The 19,345-nt window shown below is 74.4% G+C and carries 18 protein-coding genes; 9 read left to right on the top strand and 9 right to left on the bottom strand.

All coding sequences use genetic code 11. The features are described from left to right. Positions 1–42 precede the first annotated feature (42 nt). From ACFHW0_RS19980 to ACFHW0_RS19990, 3 genes are all read left to right on the top strand, one after another. A complete protein-coding gene (locus tag ACFHW0_RS19980; protein ID WP_416609700.1) occupies positions 43–804 on the top strand; it encodes a glycerophosphodiester phosphodiesterase in 762 nt (253 codons plus the stop codon). A gap of 19 nt (positions 805–823) precedes the next feature. Beyond that, positions 824–2,212: an MFS transporter gene (locus tag ACFHW0_RS19985; protein WP_416609702.1), complete on the top strand. Its 1,389-nt coding sequence runs from the start codon at positions 824–826 to the stop codon at positions 2,210–2,212. A 62-nt stretch (positions 2,213–2,274) separates the two neighbouring features. After that, entirely contained in the window at positions 2,275–2,988 is a 714-nt protein-coding gene (locus ACFHW0_RS19990) for a thymidine kinase (protein ID WP_416609704.1), read from the top strand. A gap of 4 nt (positions 2,989–2,992) precedes the next feature. On the opposite strand, the gene ACFHW0_RS19995 is transcribed toward ACFHW0_RS19990, so the two are convergent. After that, positions 2,993–3,451, bottom strand: a complete 459-nt coding sequence (locus ACFHW0_RS19995) for a hypothetical protein (protein WP_416609706.1) — start codon at positions 3,449–3,451, stop codon at positions 2,993–2,995. A gap of 116 nt (positions 3,452–3,567) precedes the next feature. After that, on the bottom strand, positions 3,568–5,169 hold the full coding sequence (locus ACFHW0_RS20000) for a response regulator (RefSeq protein ID WP_416609707.1): 1,602 nt from the start codon (positions 5,167–5,169) through the stop codon (positions 3,568–3,570). Positions 5,170–5,824: 655 nt separating this feature from the next. On the opposite strand from ACFHW0_RS20000, the gene ACFHW0_RS20005 reads away from it, so the two are divergent. Beyond that, positions 5,825–7,345, top strand: coding sequence for a potassium/proton antiporter (locus tag ACFHW0_RS20005; protein ID WP_416609709.1), 1,521 nt, complete (start codon positions 5,825–5,827; stop codon positions 7,343–7,345). A 68-nt stretch (positions 7,346–7,413) separates the two neighbouring features. Then, a complete protein-coding gene (locus ACFHW0_RS20010; RefSeq protein WP_416609711.1) occupies positions 7,414–7,830 on the top strand; it encodes a cation:proton antiporter regulatory subunit in 417 nt (138 codons plus the stop codon). A 24-nt stretch (positions 7,831–7,854) separates the two neighbouring features. On the opposite strand, the gene ACFHW0_RS20015 is transcribed toward ACFHW0_RS20010, so the two are convergent. From ACFHW0_RS20015 to ACFHW0_RS20035, 5 genes are all read right to left on the bottom strand, one after another. After that, complete coding sequence (locus ACFHW0_RS20015; protein ID WP_416609713.1) at positions 7,855–8,853, bottom strand: tyrosine-type recombinase/integrase; 999 nt, start codon at positions 8,851–8,853, stop codon at positions 7,855–7,857. Between the two features lie 47 nt (positions 8,854–8,900). After that, entirely contained in the window at positions 8,901–10,538 is a 1,638-nt protein-coding gene (gene abc-f / locus ACFHW0_RS20020) for a ribosomal protection-like ABC-F family protein (protein WP_416609715.1), read from the bottom strand. A 312-nt stretch (positions 10,539–10,850) separates the two neighbouring features. Further along, positions 10,851–11,282, bottom strand: coding sequence for an Hsp20/alpha crystallin family protein (locus ACFHW0_RS20025; RefSeq protein ID WP_416609717.1), 432 nt, complete (start codon positions 11,280–11,282; stop codon positions 10,851–10,853). 95 nt (positions 11,283–11,377) lie between these two features. Then, a complete protein-coding gene (locus ACFHW0_RS20030; RefSeq protein WP_416609719.1) occupies positions 11,378–11,863 on the bottom strand; it encodes a GNAT family N-acetyltransferase in 486 nt (161 codons plus the stop codon). A gap of 69 nt (positions 11,864–11,932) precedes the next feature. Then, positions 11,933–12,451 (bottom strand): DUF2087 domain-containing protein, encoded by a 519-nt coding sequence (locus tag ACFHW0_RS20035; RefSeq protein ID WP_416609721.1) that lies wholly within the window; start codon positions 12,449–12,451, stop codon positions 11,933–11,935. A 196-nt stretch (positions 12,452–12,647) separates the two neighbouring features. On the opposite strand from ACFHW0_RS20035, the gene ACFHW0_RS20040 reads away from it, so the two are divergent. Together ACFHW0_RS20040 and ACFHW0_RS20045 are read left to right on the top strand one after the other, a co-directional pair. Continuing rightward, positions 12,648–13,781 (top strand): MFS transporter, encoded by a 1,134-nt coding sequence (locus ACFHW0_RS20040; RefSeq protein WP_416609722.1) that lies wholly within the window; start codon positions 12,648–12,650, stop codon positions 13,779–13,781. Positions 13,782–13,905: 124 nt separating this feature from the next. Continuing rightward, positions 13,906–15,372 carry a hypothetical protein gene (locus ACFHW0_RS20045; RefSeq protein WP_416609724.1) on the top strand — a complete coding sequence of 489 codons (1,467 nt, stop codon included), beginning with the start codon at positions 13,906–13,908 and terminating at the stop codon, positions 15,370–15,372. Positions 15,373–15,411: 39 nt separating this feature from the next. Here ACFHW0_RS20045 and ACFHW0_RS20050 read toward each other — a convergent pair whose 3' ends face one another. Further along, positions 15,412–16,176: an MBL fold metallo-hydrolase gene (locus ACFHW0_RS20050; protein WP_416609726.1), complete on the bottom strand. Its 765-nt coding sequence runs from the start codon at positions 16,174–16,176 to the stop codon at positions 15,412–15,414. A 78-nt stretch (positions 16,177–16,254) separates the two neighbouring features. Here ACFHW0_RS20050 and ACFHW0_RS20055 point away from each other — a divergent pair, with 78 nt between their 5' ends. Beyond that, positions 16,255–16,878: an ABATE domain-containing protein gene (locus tag ACFHW0_RS20055; protein WP_416609728.1), complete on the top strand. Its 624-nt coding sequence runs from the start codon at positions 16,255–16,257 to the stop codon at positions 16,876–16,878. Positions 16,879–17,033: 155 nt separating this feature from the next. After that, the gene (locus ACFHW0_RS20060; RefSeq protein ID WP_416609730.1) at positions 17,034–18,884 is read left to right on the top strand and encodes an ABC transporter ATP-binding protein; all 1,851 of its coding nucleotides are present in this window, start codon (positions 17,034–17,036) and stop codon (positions 18,882–18,884) included. Here the strand turns inward: ACFHW0_RS20060 and ACFHW0_RS20065 are convergent. Next, positions 18,862–19,344, bottom strand: a complete 483-nt coding sequence (locus ACFHW0_RS20065; RefSeq protein WP_416609732.1) for an NUDIX domain-containing protein — start codon at positions 19,342–19,344, stop codon at positions 18,862–18,864. The genes ACFHW0_RS20060 and ACFHW0_RS20065 overlap by 23 nt on opposite strands. Position 19,345 lies beyond the last annotated feature (1 nt).

Consider the following 19,345-nt stretch of genomic DNA (forward strand, 5'->3'; position numbering starts at 1 on the left):
GGCGGCCACCCGGCGGCCAACGGGGCCGGGCATACTCCCCGCGTGACCCACGCCTACCTCGACGGCGCCGCCCCGCTGGCCTTCGCCCACCGGGGCGGCGCCGCCGAGGGCGACGAGAACACCGTCGCGGCGTTCGCCCGGGCCATCGGGCTCGGCTACCGGTACGTCGAGACCGACGTGCACGGCACCGCCGACGGCGTCGCGGTGGTCTTCCACGACGCCACGCTGACCCGGGTCACGGGCGAGCCGGGGCGCATCGCCGACCTGCGCTGGGCCGACCTGGCCTCGGTACGCGTCGGCGGCGCCGCCGTGGTCCCCCGCCTCGACGAGGTCCTCGACGCCTGGCCGCAGGTGCGGTTCAACATCGACGTCAAGGCCGACGGCGGCGTCGAGCCGACCGTGGCCACCGTCGCCCGCGTCGGGGCCGGCGACCGGGTGCTGCTGGCCTCGTTCAGCGACGCCCGGCTGGCCCGGCTGCGCGCCCTGACGCAGGGGCGCGTCGCCAGCAGCCTCGGCATGCGCGGGGTGGCCCGGCTGCGGATGGCGTCGCTGACCGGGCGGGCGCTGCGGCTGCCACCGTCGGTGGTCGCCGCGCAGGTGCCGGTGCGCTACGGGCGGGTGCCCGTGGTGGACCGCCGGTTCCTGCGTTACGCCCACCGGCTCGGACTGCACGTGCATGTCTGGACGATCGACGAACCTGCCGAGATGCACGAGTTACTCGACCTCGGAGTGGATGGCATCATGACCGATCACGTCGGCGTGCTGCGCGACGTCTACCGCAGCCGCGGCCACTGGGCCGCCTGAACCCGTTCGAAGGACCCCGATGGCCGAGACCGTCACCCCCGCCGTGGACGACACCCCCGCCCCGGCGAGCACCCGCCGCGAACGCAGCGGCTGGTACTTCTACGACTGGGCGATGTCCGCCTTCTCCACCACCGTCATCACCGTCTTCCTCGGCCCGTTCCTGACCACCGTCACCAAACTCGCCGCCGGCTGCGAACTCGGCGCCGACACCTGTTCCGGGTACGTGTACCCGCTGGGCATCAAGGTCGCCGCCGGCTCGTACTTCCCGTACCTGGTGTCGCTGTCGGTGTTCCTCACCGTGTTCGCGCTGCCGGTCGTCGGTGCCATCGCCGACCGCTCGGCGCACAAGAAGCGGCTGCTCGCCGCCGCCGCCTTCACCGGCGCCGGCGCCACCGTCGGCATGCTCTTCGTCACCGGCGACCGGTACCTGCTCGGCGGGGCGCTGTTCATGGTCGCCAACATCGCCTTCGGCGCCGGCGTCGTGGTCTACAACTCGTTCCTGCCGCGGCTCGGCGGCCCCGACGAACGCGACGGCATCTCCAGCCGCGGCTGGGCGCTGGGCTACCTGGGCGGCGGCCTGCTGCTGGCACTCAACCTCGTCGCGGTCAGCATGCTCGGCGAGGAGGGCAACCACCAGCGCACCCTCGACCTGGCCCGCTGGTCGATCGTGTCCGCCGGCCTGTGGTGGGCGGTGTTCACCCTGATCCCGCTGCGCTGGCTGCGCGAGCACCCCACGGCCGCCGCGCTGGCCGGCGGCAACCCGCTCACCGACGGGTTCCGGCAGCTCGGCCGCACCCTGCGCGAGATCAAGGCGTACCCGCTGACGCTGTTCTTCCTGCTGGCGTTCCTGGTCTACAACGACGGCATCCAGACCGTCATCGCGCTGGCCAGCCAGTACGGCACCGAGGAACTGAAGCTCGGGCAGAGCACCCTGATCGTCACCATCCTGCTGGTGCAGTTCCTCGCCTTCGGCGGCGCGCTGCTGCTCGGCGCCCTCGCCAAGCGCATCGGCGCCTGGAAGACCGTGCTGATCAGCCTGGTGCTGTGGACCGGGGTGATCCTCGGCGCGTTCCGGCTGCCCGCCGAGGCGCCGCTGCCGTTCATGATCCTCGGCGCCGCCATCGGCCTGGTGCTCGGCGGCAGCCAGGCGTTGAGCCGGTCGCTGTTCAGCCAGCTCATCCCCGCCGGCAAGGAGGGCGAGTACTACGGCTTCTACGAGATCAGCGACAAGGGCACCAGCTGGCTCGGCCCGCTGGCCTTCGGCATCGTGTTCCAGCTCACCAACTCCTACCGGGTGGGCCTGGTCTCCCTGCTGATCTTCTTCGTCGTCGGGTTCCTGCTGCTGCTGGCCGTGCCGATCCGGCGGGCGATCGTCGCCGCCGGCAACACCCCGCCCCGGGTGCTCTGAGCGACCCGCGCCCGCCCGCACCGGCCGGATCAGCCGACGTCGATCGGCTAGGCTGCCCGACCGTGACCGACCACGCCGCCGCCCCGACCTGCCTGGCGCGCCCGCCGCTGGGCCCCGACGAGTCCCCCGCCAAGTGCGCCGCGGCGCGGGGCGTGGACGGGCGCCCGCTGCACGCGGCGGCGTTGAAGTTCTTCTGGGGGCCGATGGACTGCGGCAAGTCCACGATGGCGTTGCAGATGAACCACAACCACTCCCGGCAGGGCCGCCGCGGCCTCGTCACCACCCGCATCGACCGCTCGCTGGGCCCGCAGGTCACCACCCGCATCGGCCTGGCCCACGAGGCCGTCGAGGTCACCGACGAGCTGGACCTGCGCACCCTCGTGCGCGACACGTGGGCCGAGGGCGTCCGCGTCGACTACCTGATCTGCGACGAGGCGTCGTTCTACAACCTGGAGCACATCGAGCAGATGGCCGAGCTGGTCGACAGCTACGACGTCGACGTGTACGCGTTCGGGCTGGCCACCGACTTCCGCTCGTGCCTGTTCCCGGCCGCGCAGCGGCTGTTCGAACTGGCCGACGAGGTGGCCCGCATCCAGGTCGAGGTGCTCTGCTGGTGCGGCCGGGAAGGGCTGCTCAACGCCCGCGTCGTCGACGGCCGGGTGGTCCGCGAGGGCCTGCAGGTCGTCATCGGCGACACCGTGGACAGCGCCGAGGTGCGCTACCAGGTGCTCTGCCGCCGGCACTACCGCGCGGGGGAACTCGGCCCCCGCCGCTGACGCCTCAGTACGGGTCACCGCACACCCGCCAGTCGCCGTCCTCGCGCACCACCGACAGCTTCCGCTCCTCGGTGAGGCCGCTGTCGCGGGTCAGCCGCACCGTCACCGTGCCGCGCGGGCTGCCACCCCGGGTCGCCACCGACACGTCGACGATCTCGTAGCCGTCGACCACCGGCGGGGTGCGCAGCCAGCTGGTGAACCCGATCGGGCTCCACCGGGTGCGGGTGTCGGCGCAGAGCCGGTCGTACGCGCCGTCGGTGTCGCCCGCCGCCACCGACCGCAGGAACCCGTCGGCGGTCTCGCGCACCGGGCCGCTGGCCTGCGTGACCACCTGCACGTTCCAGGCGCCCAGCCCGGCCACCCCGACGCAGCACAGCAGCACGGTCACGCCCGCGAACACCAACCCGGTACGCACCGGGCGGCCCCGACGGGCCGGCCGGCTCCACGGCTGCTCAGCGCCCACCCGTCGACCGTAGAGAACCGGCGGGCCCGCCCGCAGGAAAGTCGGCCCTGTCGTCCCCCGTGCCGGCCTGCCGGGTCGCGGTCGCCGCCGGCGACCACCACCCCCGCCGCGCGCGGTCACGGCTCGATGAGTCCGGCCCGGATGGCGTAGCGGGTCAGTTCCAGCCGGTCCCTGAGGCCGAGCTTCTGCAGCAGGTTGGCCCGGTGCCGCTCGACGGTCTTGACGCTGATGAACAGCAGGCGGGCGATCTCCTTGGAGGAGTGGCCCTCGGCGACGAGCTTGAGGATCTCCTCCTCGCGCTCGGTGATGGCCCTGGCCGGCAGGCTCTCGCCCCGGGCGCTGCGTTCCAGGTAGGTGTGGATGAGGGCGTTGATGGCGCCGGGATAGAGGAACGGCTCGTCGCGTACGGCGGCGCGGCAGGCCTCCACCAGGTCGCGGTCGGCGACGGACTTGAGCACGTAGCCGTTGGCGCCTACCTTGAGGGCCTCGAAGAAGTACTGCTCGTTGTCGTACATCGTCAGGATGAGGATGCGCAGGCCCGGTTGCTGCCGGGACAGCTCCCGGGCCGCCTGGAGGCCGGTCAGCCGCGGCATGGCGATGTCGAGGATGGCCAGGTCGGGGCGCTCGGTCTGGGCCAGGGCGATGGCCTTCGCGCCGTCGCCGGCCTCGGCCACGACGGTAAGGTCCGGTTCGCTGTCGAGGATGAGGCGCACGCCACGGCGCACGAGGGCGTGGTCGTCGGCGAGCAGGATGCGGGTGGTCACGGCCGGGCCTCGGAGTCGCCGACGGGCACCCGCAGCCGCACCTCGGTGCCGCCGTCCGGGCCGGGCCCCACGGCGAGCTGGGCGCCGATGAGCAGGGCCCGCTCCCGCATGCCGCGTACGCCGGCGCCCTCGGCGGCGTACGCCGATGCCCCGGCCGTCGTCGCGGATCCGCAGCTGCACGTGGCCCGGTCGGCGGGTCAGCGACAGCTCGACGGTGGCGGCCCGCGCGTGCCGGACGGTGTTGGTGAGGGCCTCCTGCGCCACCCGGTAGATCACCAGTTCGGCCTCGCCGTCGAGGGCGGGCAGGTCCGCGCCGAGGTGCTGGCGCACGGACAGGTCCGTGTGCCCGGTGACCTCCGTGACGAGCGCCTTGAGGGCGCTGGTCAGGCCGAGTTCCTCCAGTACGCCGGGGCGCAGCCGGCGGGCGATGCGGCGGATCTCGTCGAGGCTGTCGCGGGTGGTCTCCTGCACCTGGGCGAGTTGGGCGCGGACCGGTTCGGGCGCGGACCGGGCGACCTGCTTGAGTTCGAGCAGGACCGCGGTCAGCGTCTGGCCGACCTCGTCGTGCAGTTCCTGGGCGACGCGCCGGCGCTCGGCCTCCTGGGCGGACAGGGCGCTGGCCGCGCTGGAGGCCCGCTCCGCCTCCAGCCGGTCGATCATGGCGTTGAAGGCGCGGATCAGGTCCGCGATGCCGGCCTGGCCGGCCGGGACCGGCCGGGGCTCGGGCTGCAGCAGGTCGATGGTGGTCATGGCCCGGGTCAGCCGGTGCAGCGGAGCGAGTCCGACGCGCAGCAGCGCGGCGTTGGCGACCAGCATCGCGGCGAGACCCACGGTCAGCACGACGGCCTCGGTGAGCAGCACGGGGGTGGACACCGTGACCGGGCCGAGCAGCAGCAGCGTGGCGGCGACGAGTACGGCGGCGTTGAGCAGGAAGATCCGCCAGAACAGCGACACGACGGTTCCTCCCCTCGCGGCCCGGCTCCGCCCGGCGTCGGCAGTTGTTCCTTGCGGCCCGCCAGGGGCCAGGCCGGCCCGCCCCGCGGCGGTGATCACCCTCATCATGGTCAGCCTGTCGGCCCGGGTGTGTGCTGTAAATGCGTGCGCGCACCCATTATCCGTCGCGCCCGCGACCGGGGTGGGGGCGCGGGCGCACCGCGCCGGGCTGCCGGCGCAGAGCTTCGCAGCAGCGCCGGCGGCAAATGGGTGTCAGCCCCGATGTCGACCCGGCCCGCTCCGATGACCATGAAGGCGAGCCCGGGGCCGGGAGCCGCTGCGGCTCCGATTCCTGCTGCCCGGCTCCGCCTGCCGCCGCCCGCGCGGACGTCGCCCGTCGCGCCGAGACCCCGGAGGATCTTGTGAACCGTCACCTGATGGTGGTCGAGCCCACACCACCGGAGACCGACACGCGCGCCTGCGCCTACCGGTCCACCGACGCGGAGAACGGCCTGCCGGGCGGATGCCCGTGAGCGCGCGGCCCACCCCCGCCTCGACCGTCATCTCGGCGGTCGCCGGCGCCTTCACGACGGTCATGACCACGGTGAACGCCCGGGTGTACGTGTGGCCGCGCCTCGTCGCGGCGTAGCCGGGACCCGCGAGCCAGGGGGCCGCCGTGGATCTCGGTGAGCTGTACGTGACGCTGGCCGTCGGCGCCGGCGTGGTCCTGGCCAGCGTCGGCGCGGCCCGGCTGGCCACCCGGCTGGGCATGCCGGTGTTGCTGGCGTACCTGGCCGTCGGCCTGCTGCTGGGCCAGGACCTGGCCGGTTTCCCGTTCGACGACGCGGCCCTCGCCCAGGCACTGGGCCTGGCCGCGCTGGCGGTCATCCTGGTCGAGGGCGGCCTGACCACCAGGTTCAGCGACGTACGCGAGGTGCTGGCGCCCGCGTCGGTGCTGGCCACCGTCGGCGTGTTCGTCAGCGTCGCCGTCACCGCCGCGGCGGCGTACCTGCTGCTGGACATCGGCTGGCAGATGGCGTTGCTGCTGGGAGCCGTCGTGTCGTCCACCGACGCCGCGGCGGTGTTCTCCGTGCTGCGGGCGGTGCCCCTGCCCCGGCGGCTGACGAGCCTGGTGGAGGCGGAGTCCGGACTCAACGACGCTCCCACGTTGATCCTGGTGCTCACCTTCAGCGCCGCCACCCTCGACGCGGTCGCGCCCCTGCCGCTGGTCGCCACGATGGCCTACCAGTTGATCGCCGGGGGCGCCATCGGCGTGGTGACGGGCGCTACCGGCGTGTGGCTGCTGCGGCGGCTGACCCTGCCCACCTCGGGCCTGTACCCCATCGCGACGGTCGCCTGCGGGGTGCTGGCCTTCGCCGTCGCCGGCCTGGCCCAGACCAGCGGGTTCCTGGCCGCGTACCTGGCCGGACTGGTGCTCGGCAACGCCGGCCTGCCGCACCGCCGGGCCACCCACTCGGTCGCGGAGGGACTGGGCTGGATCGCCCAGATCGGTCTGTTCGTCATGCTCGGCCTGCTGGCCACGCCCAGCGAACTGCCCGCCGCGATCGTTCCCGCGATCGTGGTCGGTACGGCACTGCTGCTGCTCGCCCGGCCCGCCTCCGTGCTGGTGGCGCTGGCCGCGTTCCGGATCCCACTGCGCGAACAGGCGTTCCTGTCGTGGGCCGGACTGCGCGGCGCCGTGCCGATCGTGCTGGCCACCATCCCGGTCGTCGCCGGGGCGCCGGGCAGCGAACAGGTCTTCAACATCGTCTTCGTGCTCGTCGTGGTGTTCACCCTGATCCAGGCCCCGACCCTGCCCTGGCTGGCACGGCGGCTACGCCTCGACTCGCACGACCTGGGACCCGACCTGCAGATCGAGCTGGCGCCGCTGGACGCCATGGACGCCGACCTCATCCACGTCACCGTCGAACCCGGTTCCCGCCTGCACGGGGTCTACCTGCCCGAGCTGCGGCTGCCGCCGCCGGCGGCGACCACCCTCGTCGTGCGGGGCGACGACTCGTTCGTGCCCGATGAGCACACCCGGCTGCGCGTCGGCGACCAACTGGTCGTGCTCACCACCCCACCCGTACGCGACGCCACCGAACGGCGCCTGCGGGCCGTCTCCCGCGCCGGGCGGCTGGCCGCCTGGTTCGGCGAGGCCGGCCATTTCGCTCCACCTGACGACAGGAGGCAATGATGCAGATAGAACGCGTGCCGCTGCCCGGAATCGGCGTCGGCTACACCCTGCACACCGGGGAGTGACAGGTGATCGGGGTCGTCTGCCATCGCGGCGGCCGGCGCGACGTCGTCGTCTACGCGCCCGGTGACCCGGACACCGTGGAACGGTCCGTGACCCTCAGCGCGACCGAGGCGCAGGAGGTGGCCGAGCTGCTGCACCCCGTCGCCACCATCGACCACGTCACGCACCTGGAACGGCACCGGGGGGCGATCAGCGTCGTCGAGCTGCCGGTCACGGCCGCGTCGCCGTACGACGGCCGGACCCTGGCCGAGGCCGTCGCGCGCGTCCAGGGGGTGAGCGTCGTCGCCGTCGCGCGCGACGGGCGGACCATCACCGCGCCGGGGCTGGGGCACGTCCTCGCCCACGGCGACGTCCTGATCGTCGCCGGGGGTCAGCAGAGCATCGAGGCGCTGAGCCGGGCGCTGGTCCACACGGACCCGTAGGCCGTGCGTACCGGCCACCGCAGCTCAGCCGCGGCGGCGGGCCCGGGCGGCCCAGATGGCGTACGCGGGATCGCGGTCGAGGTTGTGCCGGTCCCGGTCGTAGCGGCGGGTGGTGCGCGGGTCGGCGTGGCCCATCGCGTCCTGCACGTCCTCCAGGGGCACGCCCTCGGCGCGGGCGGTGGTGGCGAACGCGTGCCGCAGCGAGTGCGGCGACAGCCTCGCCCAGGCCGGGATGCCGGCCGTCCGGGCCAGCCGGCGCACCAGCCGGAACATCGCGTGCCGGTCCAGCCGGGCCCCGCTGGCGGTGACCAGCAGCGGGCCGGTCAGCTCGTGCACCGCCACGCCCTGCGCGGCGGCCCGCTGGGCCAGGTACGCGTCGAGCGCGTACGCGGTGCCGGGGGTCAGGGCGCGGCGGCGCGACTTGCCGCCCTTGCCGACGAACCGCACGCTGCGGTGGCCCCGCTCGGCGCCCAGGTCGGCCAGGTCGAGCGAGACCAGCTCCCCCACGCGCAGTCCGAGGTCGGCCAGCAACGCGATCGCCGCCCGGTTACGCGCGGCGGTCGGCCCGGTGTCGGCATCGGCGGCGGCGAGCAGCGCGTCGACCTCCTCGGGGGTGAGCCCGACCGTCGCGGAGTGGTCCCGGTCGATGCGGGGGCGGTCGGCGCCGGCGACCGGGTTGGCCTCGACCGCGCGCAGCTTGACCAGGAAGTCGTACCAACTGGACAGGGCGGAGAGCCGGCGGGCGACGGTGGCGGGGGTGAGCGGCTTGCCGGTACGCGCGCCGAGCGTGGCCTCCAGCGCCCGGCCGTACTCGTTGACGTGCAGGAAGTTCGCCTGCAACGGGTCCAGTTCACGGGCGGCGCACCACGCGAGCCAGCCGGCGACGTCGCGCCGGTACGCGTCGCGGGTGTGCTCGGACAGCCGCCGGTTGCGCAGCCACGCCTCGGTGAAGTCGACGGGTCCCCCGGGCAGGGCCAGCGGGGTGGGCCGGCTTGGCCGCGCCGGAGCGTTCGGGGAGAGCATGTGAAAAAGGTTCTCAGCTTCGGGTCGGGAACGGGAGGAGGCGCGCCCTACGCGATCGTGGCCACCGCCGGCTCCTCGACGATCCGCCGGTCGGCCAGCCGCCAGCGCCGGTCGACCCCGACCGCCTCGGCGAACCAGGTGTCGTGGCTGACCATCACCAGGGTGCCCCGGAACTGCCGCAGCGCCTCCTCCACCACGTCGAGGGCGTCGAAGTCGAGATAGTTCGTCGGCTCGTCGAGCAGCAGCACCTCGGCCGGGCTGTTCACCAGCACCGCGAGCAGCAGCCGGCGCAGCTCACCCGCGGAGAGCACCCGCAGCGCCACGTCCCACCGCTCCGGGCCGAACAGGTGGGCGTCGAGCAGCCGTTCGGCGTCGTCGACGTACACCGGCACCCGGGAGCGGAAGTAGTCGCGCACGGTGACGTCGGTACGCAGCGCGTCGTGGGTCTGCGGCAGCACGGCGACCGGCTCCGCGGCCATGACCTCGCCCCCGGCGGGGTGGACCTCGGCGGCGAGGGCCCGCAGCAGGGTGGTCTTGCCTGCGCCGTTCGCGCCGGTGAGCAGGATCCGGTCGCCGGCGCGGACGCTCAGGTCGACGCGGTCGAGCAGCACCCGGCCGCCGGCGCGCAGCGTCAGGCCCCGCGACCGCAGCACCTCCCGCCCGCCGGTGGCCTGCTGGGGGAACGCCAGCGTCAGCGGCGGCCGGGTACGGGGCTCGGCGAGCCAGCGGATCGAGTCCATCTGCCGGCGCAGCCGCCGCTCGCGGGCCTTGGCCTTCTTCGCCACCTTCTTGGCGTAGCGACGCTGCTGGTCGGCGCCGAGGCCGCTGCGCACGGACTCCTCGACTCCGCGGGCCTGCTCCTTGGTGCGGTCGATGTCGGCAAGCCAGCGCCGGTGGTCCTTCTGCTGCGCCTCGTAGTCCAGCAGCAGCCGCTGCCAGCGGCGCGTCTTCTCCGCCCGGTAGTCGCTGTAGCCGCCGGTGTAGGTCTGCGGCGCCTCGTGGATGCCGTCCAGCTCGACGATCCTGGTCACCGTGCGGTCCAGGAACGCCCGGTCGTGGCTGACCACCAGCACCGCGCCGGGAAAGGCCGCCAGCCAGTCGCCGAGCCAGGCGATCCCGTCGGCGTCGAGGTGGTTGGTCGGTTCGTCGAGCACCAGCAGGTCCGGGGCGTGCAGCAGCACCCGGGCGAGGGTGAGCCGGGCCTGCTCGCCGCCGCTGACCCGACGCAGCGGGGTGTCGTCGCGCAGCTGGTCGATGTCGAGGCGCTGGCGGACCTCCGTCAGCCGGGCCTGCGCCCGCCAGCCGTCCAGCGCCGCCCACCGCTCCTGCGCGTCGCCGTACTCGGCGAGCGCCGTGCCGTCGCCGTCGGCCATCCGCCGTTCCAGATCGCGTAGCCGTGCGGCCAGGGGTTGCAGCTCGCCGAGCCCGGCGGCGAGGAACTGCCCGACGGTGGCGTCCGGGTCCGGCACCTGCTGGGCGAAGTAGCCGACCCGGACGCCGGGAGCCAGGGCGACGTGCCCGCCCGACGGTGGCTCCTCGCCGGTGAGCACCCGCAGCAGGGTGGACTTGCCCACCCCGTTCGGGCCCACGAGGCCGACCCGGTCGCCGGCGTTCAGGACCAGCTCGACATCGGTGAACAGCGGCTCGGTGTCGTAGTGCTTGCTGACGGACGCGACCTTCAACACGGGATGCTCCTGCGCGGGACGACGGGCGGGGCCGTCGACGCCCGGGCGGGCGGACGGCCGGAACCGGTGGCGGCGGGGCGCTGCCCTGCCGCGTCCTGCGGGATCACATCGTCCGGTCGACTCCTGACGGTTCGGCTGCGGGACCGCCGTCGAGTGTGGCACCGGCCTACGGCCCCCGCCACCGATTTGCCCCTCTGGCCCGCTGCGCCGCGCACACCCCCGTCGTCGCGGTCGGCTCCCGATCACCCGCGACCCCGGACACGCGACGGGGGCGGGCGGCCGCACCGGCCGTCCCGCCCCCGTTCGCCGGGATCAGGCGTTGATCTCCTTGCGGCCGTTGCCGTTGGCGGTGGCCGTGACGGTGACCCGGCGGGGCTTGGCCCGCTCCGCGACGGGGATCCGCAGGGTCAGCACGCCGTTGTCGTAGCCGGCCTCGAGCTTGTCGGTGTCGAGGGTGTCGCCGAGGAAGAGCCGCCGCGTGAAGGTGCCCATCGGGCGTTCGGCGGCGACGAGCTCGACGTTGTCGCCGGCGGGCCGGCGGCGCTCGGCGCGCACGGTCAGCACGTTGCGCTCGACGGTGCAGTCGATGCTGTCCGGGTCGACGCCGGGCAGGTCGAACGCCGCGTAGAACCAGTCGCCGTCGCGGTAGGCGTCCAGGGGCATGACCGCGGGGCGCGCGGCGGTGCCGAAGAACTGCTCGGTGATCCGGTCGATCTCACGGAACGGGTCGGTACGCATCAACATGGCCTGCCTCCTCGGTTCTCCTGGCCGAAGGTCCCTGAGTTGAGCCGATGCGACTCAACTTCCTCCTCTGTATTTAGCGCGTTGCGGCCGCGTCGTCAACTCAGGACCTTCTCGAACCAGTGCTCGGCGTAGGGGCCGTCGTTGTACGCCGGGATCTCCCGGTAGCCGTGCCGGGCGTACAGGGCGCGGGCCTCGATCAGGTCGCCGCGGGTGTCCAGCCGGATCCGGTCGACCTCGGCGGCACGGGCCCGCTCCGCCATGGCGGCGAGCAGGACCGCACCGCCGCCGTGGCCTCGGTGCGCGGGGCGCACGTACACCCGGGTCAGCTCCGCCCAGCCCGGGCGGTACCGCAGCCCGGCGCAGCCGGCCGGACGACCGTCGCGGTGCGCGACCAGGAGGATCCCGGTGGGCGCGGCCAGGTCGTCGCTCGGCTCGTCGGCCATCGCCGCCGCGACCTCACCCGGCCTGACCGGGCGGCCGTGGTAGCGGCGGACCATCTCCTCGAAGTACTCCTCGAGCAGGGCCGTCGCCTCGGGCCGGTCGGGACGGGTCGGGACAGTCGTCCAGTCTGTCGCGTTCACCCGTCGATCCTCGCCGTCGGGTCAACGGGATATCCGCCGCCACGACGGGGGCGGGCCCGACGCGGACGGTCAGTCGCCGACGCGCCAGTAGACGCCCTGCTCCCGGGCCAGCAACTGCTCGTCGATCAGGTACCGGCGCAGCGCCGCGTGGTCGGAGCCGCCGCGCTCGCACCAGCGCCGCAACACCTCGTCCACCTCCCGCTCCGGATAGCGCACCCCCGGCTCGAAGGACTTCGCCACGTGCGCCAGGACCACCCGTCGCCGGCCGCGCTGCGCCGGCAGGCCGGTCAGCCTGTCGTCGCGCACGAAGGTGCGCAGCACGCGGTCCGTGGAGTCGCCGGCCGGACGGGGCGCCGCCGGCGTACGGGCCGCCTCGCGCAGCCGCTCGGCGTCGACCCGCAGGTCACCGTCGCCGCCGGCCACCAGGCCCGCGTCGACGAGCCGGCGGATCGCGGTCAGCACCTGCCGCGCCGGCAGGCCCGTCCGGTCGGCCACCGCCGGGGCGTCGGCGTCGCCCAGCACGATCGCCGCGAAGACCTGCCGCCGTACGTCGTCGGCGAGTGCCCCCGCCAGAGCCTGCGCTGTCATGCGGCCACCCTGCCAGCCGGCGTACGCGGGCCGCACCCCCATTTCCGCCCGACAGGCGGGCCCGGCGGGTCTACCCGCCGACCGCCTCGGCGCGCAGCACCACCCGGCGCAGCAGGTCGGACAGCTGCCGCCGCTCGTGCGGGGCGAGCGCGGCCAGCAGCCGGTGCTCCTCGGCGCCCCGGACGTCCATGGCCCCGTGCCAGGCCGCCTGCCCCGCCTCGGTCAGTTCCACGTCGACGCGCCGCCGGTCTGCGCGTTGGTGCCCCGCCTGCTCCTGCTGCCCCTCGGCGGCGTGCTCGCCGACCGCCTCGACGCCCGCCGCGTCGCGATCCTCGCCGACCTCGTACGCTGCCTCGCGCAACTCGCCGTCGGCGTCGAACTCCTCGGCGCCGCGTCGCTCGACGTGATCGCGGTGGCGGCCGCCGTCGGTGCGTTCGCCCTGCCCACCGCCTCGCCCCTGGTCGCCGGCACGGTCGAGCCGGCCCAACGGCAGCAGGCCAACGCCCTGATGGGCGTCACCGCCAACACCAGCCGCCTCGCCGGCCCCGCCCTGGCCGGCGCGCTGATCTGGGCCGCCAGGCCCGGCTGGGCGTTCGTCCTCGACGCCGCGACGTTCGCGCTCAGCGCGCTGCTGCTCGCGGTCGTCCGGGTCCGCCACGTCCCGATGCCGCGACGGAGCGTCCTCGCCGACCTCGCCCACGGCTGGCGGGAGGTCCGCCGCCGCGACTGGTTCTGGACCAGCCTGCTCGGTCACGGCGTGTGGAACGGCGCCGCCGCCGTCCTCATGACCCTCGGCCCGGCGGTCGCCGTGCGTCGCCTCGGCGGCGAGGGCGTCTGGGTGCTGATGCTCCAGGCCGGCGCGGTCGGCATGCTCGCCGGCTCGCTGCTTGCCGCCCGGATCCACCCCCGCAGACCGGTGCTGACGGCCAACCTCGGGCTGGCCAGCTACGCCGCGCCGCTGGCCCTGCTCGCCGTCGCCGCGCCCGCCCCGCTGGTCATCACCGCCTACGGGATCGCGCTGAGCGCCATCGGCTACCTCAACCCGGTGTGGGAGACCGTCGTGCAGGGACAGTTCCCGCCGCACGTCCTGGCCCGGGTCACCTCGTACGACTGGCTGGTCTCCCTCGGCGCGATGCCGCTGGGTTACGTCCTCGCGCCGATGGCCGCCCGGACCTGGGGCGAGCCCGCGCCGCTGCTCGCGGCAGGCACTCTGGTCCTCGTCGCCTGCGCCGGCACCGCCGCCGTGCCCGGCGTGCGGCGGCTCACCTCGGCACCGGTGCCGCCCGCCGACGGGGCGAGCCGCCGCGCGGTGAACGCGTCGAGCGCGTGACCGGCCCGGCACGGCCTGCCTTGAAGCGGCCGAACCCGGCCCGACGCCGGGCCGGAGGTCCGGCTCTGCACGGCACCGCCCGGTGCGGCAGAGTGACACCGTTGGCGCAGTTCGAGGAAGGGCGGTGCGCGTGGAGGGTCCGACCGGGGTGGTGTTTCCCAAGACCGACGCGGGACGCAGTACGTCCGCGCTCGGGCGGGCGGTCGTCGCCGACGCGCTGCGCGCCGTCGATCCGGTCGGCGCGCGCTCGGCGGAACACGAGACGAACTGGCGCCACGGTTACCTCGGGCACTTCCGACGGCTCGTCGAGGCCGGACTGCTCTCCCGCGAGGCCGCGGTGACGATCGCCCGCGACGGGCTCGCCTCGCTGCACCGCCGGATGACCGTGCTGCGCGCCGACGGCACCGAGATCGGCCTCGCCGACGCGTTCGGCACGCCCACCGAGGCCGCACCGCTGCGGACGGCGACGGTCGCCGGCACCGGCGAGGTCGACCGGGAGTTGTCCCTGCCGTACCGGGGCCGGCGGCTGCGCGGCGACGACCTGCACCGCCGGCTCGACGCGTGGGTGGGCGCCGGCGTCGTCGAGCCGTCCTGCGCCGACGCGGTACGCGCCGTCATGGCCAACCCGGACTGGCTCGACCTGCGCGACCAGCGCATCGTGGTGCTCGGCGCGGGCGCGGAGATGGGCCCGCTGCCGTCCGTGCTGCGCTGGGGCGGCGACGTCGTCGCGGTCGACCTGCCACGCCCGGAGATCTGGCGGCGCCTGTTGGACACCACGCGCCGCTCCGGCGGCCGGCTCCACCTGCCCGTCCCCGCCGGCGCCGAGCCCGACGACGGCGCGTTGGCCGCCCGCGCCGGCGCCGACCTGCTGCACAACCTTCCGCAGGTGGCCGACTGGCTGCTGGGCGTCGACGGCCGGCTCGTGCTGGGCAACTACGTCTACGCCGACAGCGCGACCAACGTCCGGGTCGCCACCGCGGTCGACGCGCTCACCCTCCGGTTGCAGGACCGCCGCGACGACGTGGCGCTCGCGTTCCTGGCCACCCCCACCGACGTCTTCGCCGTCCCCGGCGACGCGGTGCGCCACGCCGAACGCGGCTACGCGGCGCGCGGCATCGTCCGCCGGTCGTTGCGGGTCGCCTCCGGCGGCAGGCTTCTGCACCGCAACTACCCGCCGGGTGTGGACCCCGGCGTCAACGACAGCCTCGTCCCCCAGCAGGGCCCCAACTACGCGCTGGCGAAACGCCTGCAACGGTGGCGGGCGACGGTGGCCCGCGACGGCGGGGCAACCGTGTCGTTCACCGTCGCCCCGCCCACCCGTACCCGCTCGGTGTTGCGCAACCGGGCGCTGGCCGCCGCGTACGCCGGTGCGCACCGCTTCGGCATCGAGGTGTTCGATCCGGCGACCAGCAACACGCTGATGGCCGCGCTCCTGGTGCACCACCTGCGTACGGGCGGCCCGGCGCTGCCGCACCCGTGGCAGGACGAGGCGTACGGCGCAGCGCACGGTGGGCTGTGGCGGGTGCCGTACGCCCCGCGCAGCGCCCTGGGCCTCGCCGTCCTGCTCGGTCTCGGCGGCGCGCGGACCTGACCTGCCCCGGGCCGCCCGCCGAGCGGACGCCGACGGCTCTCAGCCCAGCTGGAGACGGTCGGCCAGGCCGGCCCGGGTGAAGGCGTCGACCACGTCGTCGCGCCCTTCGGTGAAGTGGGCCCAGCTGTCCACGTGCACGGGCACGACGCGCCGCGCGCCCAGGATGCGGGCGGCCTCGACGGCCTGGACGCTGTCGAGGGTGAGCAGCGCGCCGTCGAACATGGGGGTACGCACGGCCCCGGCGAACAGCACGGCGGTGTCGACCGGCCCGAAGCGCTCGGCGATCTGCCGGACCAGATCCAGCGAGGCGTTGTCGCCGCTGACGTAGACCGTGGGCAGGTCGGCGGCGGTCAGGACGAACCCGACGACCTCGCCGGTGAGCGGCTCGCAGCCCTCCGGGCCGTGCCGGGCGGGCACGCCCGTCACGGTCACGGTGCCACCGCCGGGGCGGTCCAGCTCGACGGACTCCCACGCCGCCAGGCCCCGGGCGGTGCCGCCGAGGCGACCCGCCCCGCTGGGGGTGGTGACGGTCAGGGCGACGTCGGCCAGCAGGGCCCGACCGGCGTGGTCGAGGTTGTCGGGGTGCTGGTCGTGGGAGAGCAGCACCGCGTCGACGGGGCCGAGGTCGGCCGCGCCGGCGGTGGCGGGGGCCGTCTTGGTGAGGATCATGCCGGGGCCCAGGGGGTAGTCGCCGGGGGCGTCGAAGGTCGGGTCGGTCAGGAACCTGAGCCCGCCGTACTCGATGAGGGCGGTCGGCCCGCCGAAGACGCGGACGGGGACGGTCGTCGTGCCGGTGTCGGTCACCACTGTTCCTCACGGTTGGGGATTGTCTTTGCCGTGAGGAACCGTAATCGACTCTCACGGATAAACGCAAGATGTACCATGAGAACCGTGACGGAGTCCGCGACCACCGAGGCCACCGGCCCCGCTGTCCCGCTCCCGGCGCCGGGAGCGGGACGGCACGTCGCGCTGGACTTCGCCAACAGCGCCCCGACGCTGCCCGGCGGCCAGTCCCTCGACCTCCTCGGCACCCCCGAGGCCGCCGCGCGGTGGCTGGCCGAACGCCACCTCGCCCCGCCCGAGGCGGAGCTGCGGGAGGTGTGTGCGCAGCGGTTGCGCGCGCTGCGCGATCAGATCCGAGCCCTGATCGCCTCCCGGATCGACACCCGCCCCGCCCCCGTCGACGCCCTGCGCGCGGTCAACGACGCCCTGACCACGGCTCCCGCCGCCGACCTGCTGCACTGGGACGAGGCGCGCGGCCTGCACCGCGCCCCGGCACACCCCGTCACGCAGATCGTCGACCACGCCATGGCGGTCCTGGCGGCCGACGCGGCCGACCTGCTCAGCGGCCCCCACGCCGACCGCCTCGCCGCCTGCGGCTCCGCGCCCTGCACCCGCTACCTGCTGCGCACCCACGCCCGCCGGCACTGGTGCTCGGTGCGCTGCGGCGATCGCGCCCGTGCGGCCCGCGCCTACGCCCGCCGCACCCGCACCGAGGCGTCCTGACCCGGGCTCTTTCCCGCCGCTAAATGGAAGGCGGCGCCTCGCGGTGTCGCCTAGCCTCGTGAGGACACCACCCGACACGAAGAGGAGATCGATCATGAGGACGTCCGGCGGTTTCCCCGGCTCCCCGTCCGTCTCCCCCGCCGGAAAGGCACTTCGTGTTCGGACTGTTCGAAAACCCTGTTGATCCCTTCCCGACCGGTGACGACCGCACCCCGGCCGCCGGCGCCCGCCGGTTCCTCCTGGAGGAGCTGCGACCGCTGCGACCGGTCGTGACGGCGGCCGTCGCCACCACCGTCCTGGCGGCCGCGATCGAGGTGTGGCTCATCGGGTACGCCGGGCGCCTCGTCGACACGCTCGCCGCCGCGAGCCCGCAGCGGCTCTGGGCCGACCACGGCACCGAACTGCTCACCGTCGCCCTGTTCGTGCTGCTGGTCAGGCCACTGGTCCACGTGGTCGGCGAGGCGCTCGACGACATCGCGTTCCGTGCCAACGCCCGCCCCCTCGCCCGCTGGCGGGCACACCGGCACGTGTCCCGGCAGTCCGTCGGCTGGTTCCGCGACGACCTCGCCGGACGCATCGCCACCTCGGTCCGCGACGGTGGCGATGCCGCCAGCACCGCCGCGTACTCGGTCGTCCACACGCTGGTGTTCGTGATGGCCTACACAGCCGGCTCGGTGTGGCTGATGTCCACGATCGACGTGCGCCTGCTGCTCCCGCTGGGCGCCTGGATACTGGCGTACGCGACGCTCATGCGGTGGGTGGTGCCGCGCTACCGGCGCGCGTCGGAGCGGCTGCAGGACGCGGAGTCCACGCTGACCGGCCTGCTCGTCGACTCGTACGGCAACGTCGACACGCTCGCGTTGCTCGGCGGCCGGGACACCCGCACCGAGCACGACCGCCGGGTGTTCGCGCTGTCCCGGCGCGCGCACCTGGACCTGCAGCGGGTCGAGGTGACGATCAACGGCACCATGATGGCGCTGAGCAGCGCGCTGCTCGTCGGACTCGTCGGTTACGGGATCGTGCTGTGGCGGACCGATGCCGCGCCCCTGGGTCTCGTCGCGGCCGCGCTGGCGCTCAGCTTCCGGATCACCGCGATGGCCGAGTGGCTCCTGGACGCCGTGTCGTCGCTGTTCGGCTCCGTCGGCGCGCTGCGGCGGGCCCTGCGAACCGTCGCGCAACCGCTCGCGGTCGCGGACAGACCCGGGGCGACCGAGCTGCGGGTACGGGGTGGAGCGATCACCTTCGCACAGGTCAGCCACCACTACGGCCGGGGCGGGGGCGGGCTCGACCGGCTCAGCCTCGACGTCGCCGCCGGTGAGCGCGTCGGCATCGTCGGTAGGTCGGGTGCGGGCAAGTCCACGCTGGTCGGCCTGTTGCTGCGGTTCCACGACGCGGAGTCCGGCACGATCATGATCGACGGCACCGACGTCACCGACGTGACGCAGGAGAGCCTGCGCGGCCAGATCGCCATGGTCGCCCAGGAGGCCACCCTGCTGCACCGCTCGGTCCGGGAGAACATCGCCGGCCCCGGTGACGCCGACGAGGCGCGGATCGAGGCAGCGCTACGGCGGGCCTCCGCCGACCGGTTCGTCGCCACGCTGAGGGACGCGGACGGCCGGACCGGCCTGGACGCACATGTCGGCGAACGCGGCGTACGCCTGTCCGGTGGGCAGCGGCAGCGGATCGCCCTGGCCCGCGCGTTCTACCGCAACGCGCCGATCCTGGTCCTGGACGAGGCCACGTCCGCGCTCGACTCCGAGGCGGAGGCCGCCATCCACGACACGCTCAGCGAGGTGATGACCGGCCGTACGGTGATCGCCATCGCCCACCGGCTCTCCACCATCGCCCGCATGGACCGGATCGTGGTCCTCGACGCCGGCCGGATCGCCGAGCAGGGCACCCACGCGCAGCTGCTGGAACGCGGCGGTCTCTACGCGGAGCTGTGGTCGCGGCAGTCCGGCGGGTTCCTCGGCACGGCCGCGGTCAATGCCGCAGCGGTCCCGTGACCTCGATGGGCTCCACGTGCCCGGTGAGCGGCGCACGACGGTGCAACTCGAGCCCGACGTCGATGACGACGGAGCGGTCCAGGGCGCTGACCCGCGTCGTCGGGATCCACCGCGCCAGGTCGGTCGAGCCACCCGTCTCATCACGGAGCTCGCCGCCGGTGACGCGCACTTCATAGAAGACGCCCACGCTGTGCAACTCGGCGCCGTCGGGGCCGCCCCACTCGACGTACCTCGCCCGCGAGTCCACACCGAGCAACCGCTCGACCTGAACGTCGTAGCCCGTCTCCTCGGCCACCTCGCGAACGACCGCGTCGAACGGATCCTCGGCGTGCTCGACCCTCCCACCGGGCAGCGTCCAGTGCCGCTGGGATCCGTCGGGCGACACGTACCGGGCAAGCAGCAGACGTCCGTCCCGCAGACACACCCCGTACGCGGCGACCCGCAGCCGTTGCGCGACCACT

The sequence above is a fragment of the Micromonospora sp. LOL_025 genome (assembly GCF_048060285.1).
Taxonomy (GTDB): Bacteria; Actinomycetota; Actinomycetes; order Mycobacteriales; family Micromonosporaceae; genus Micromonospora.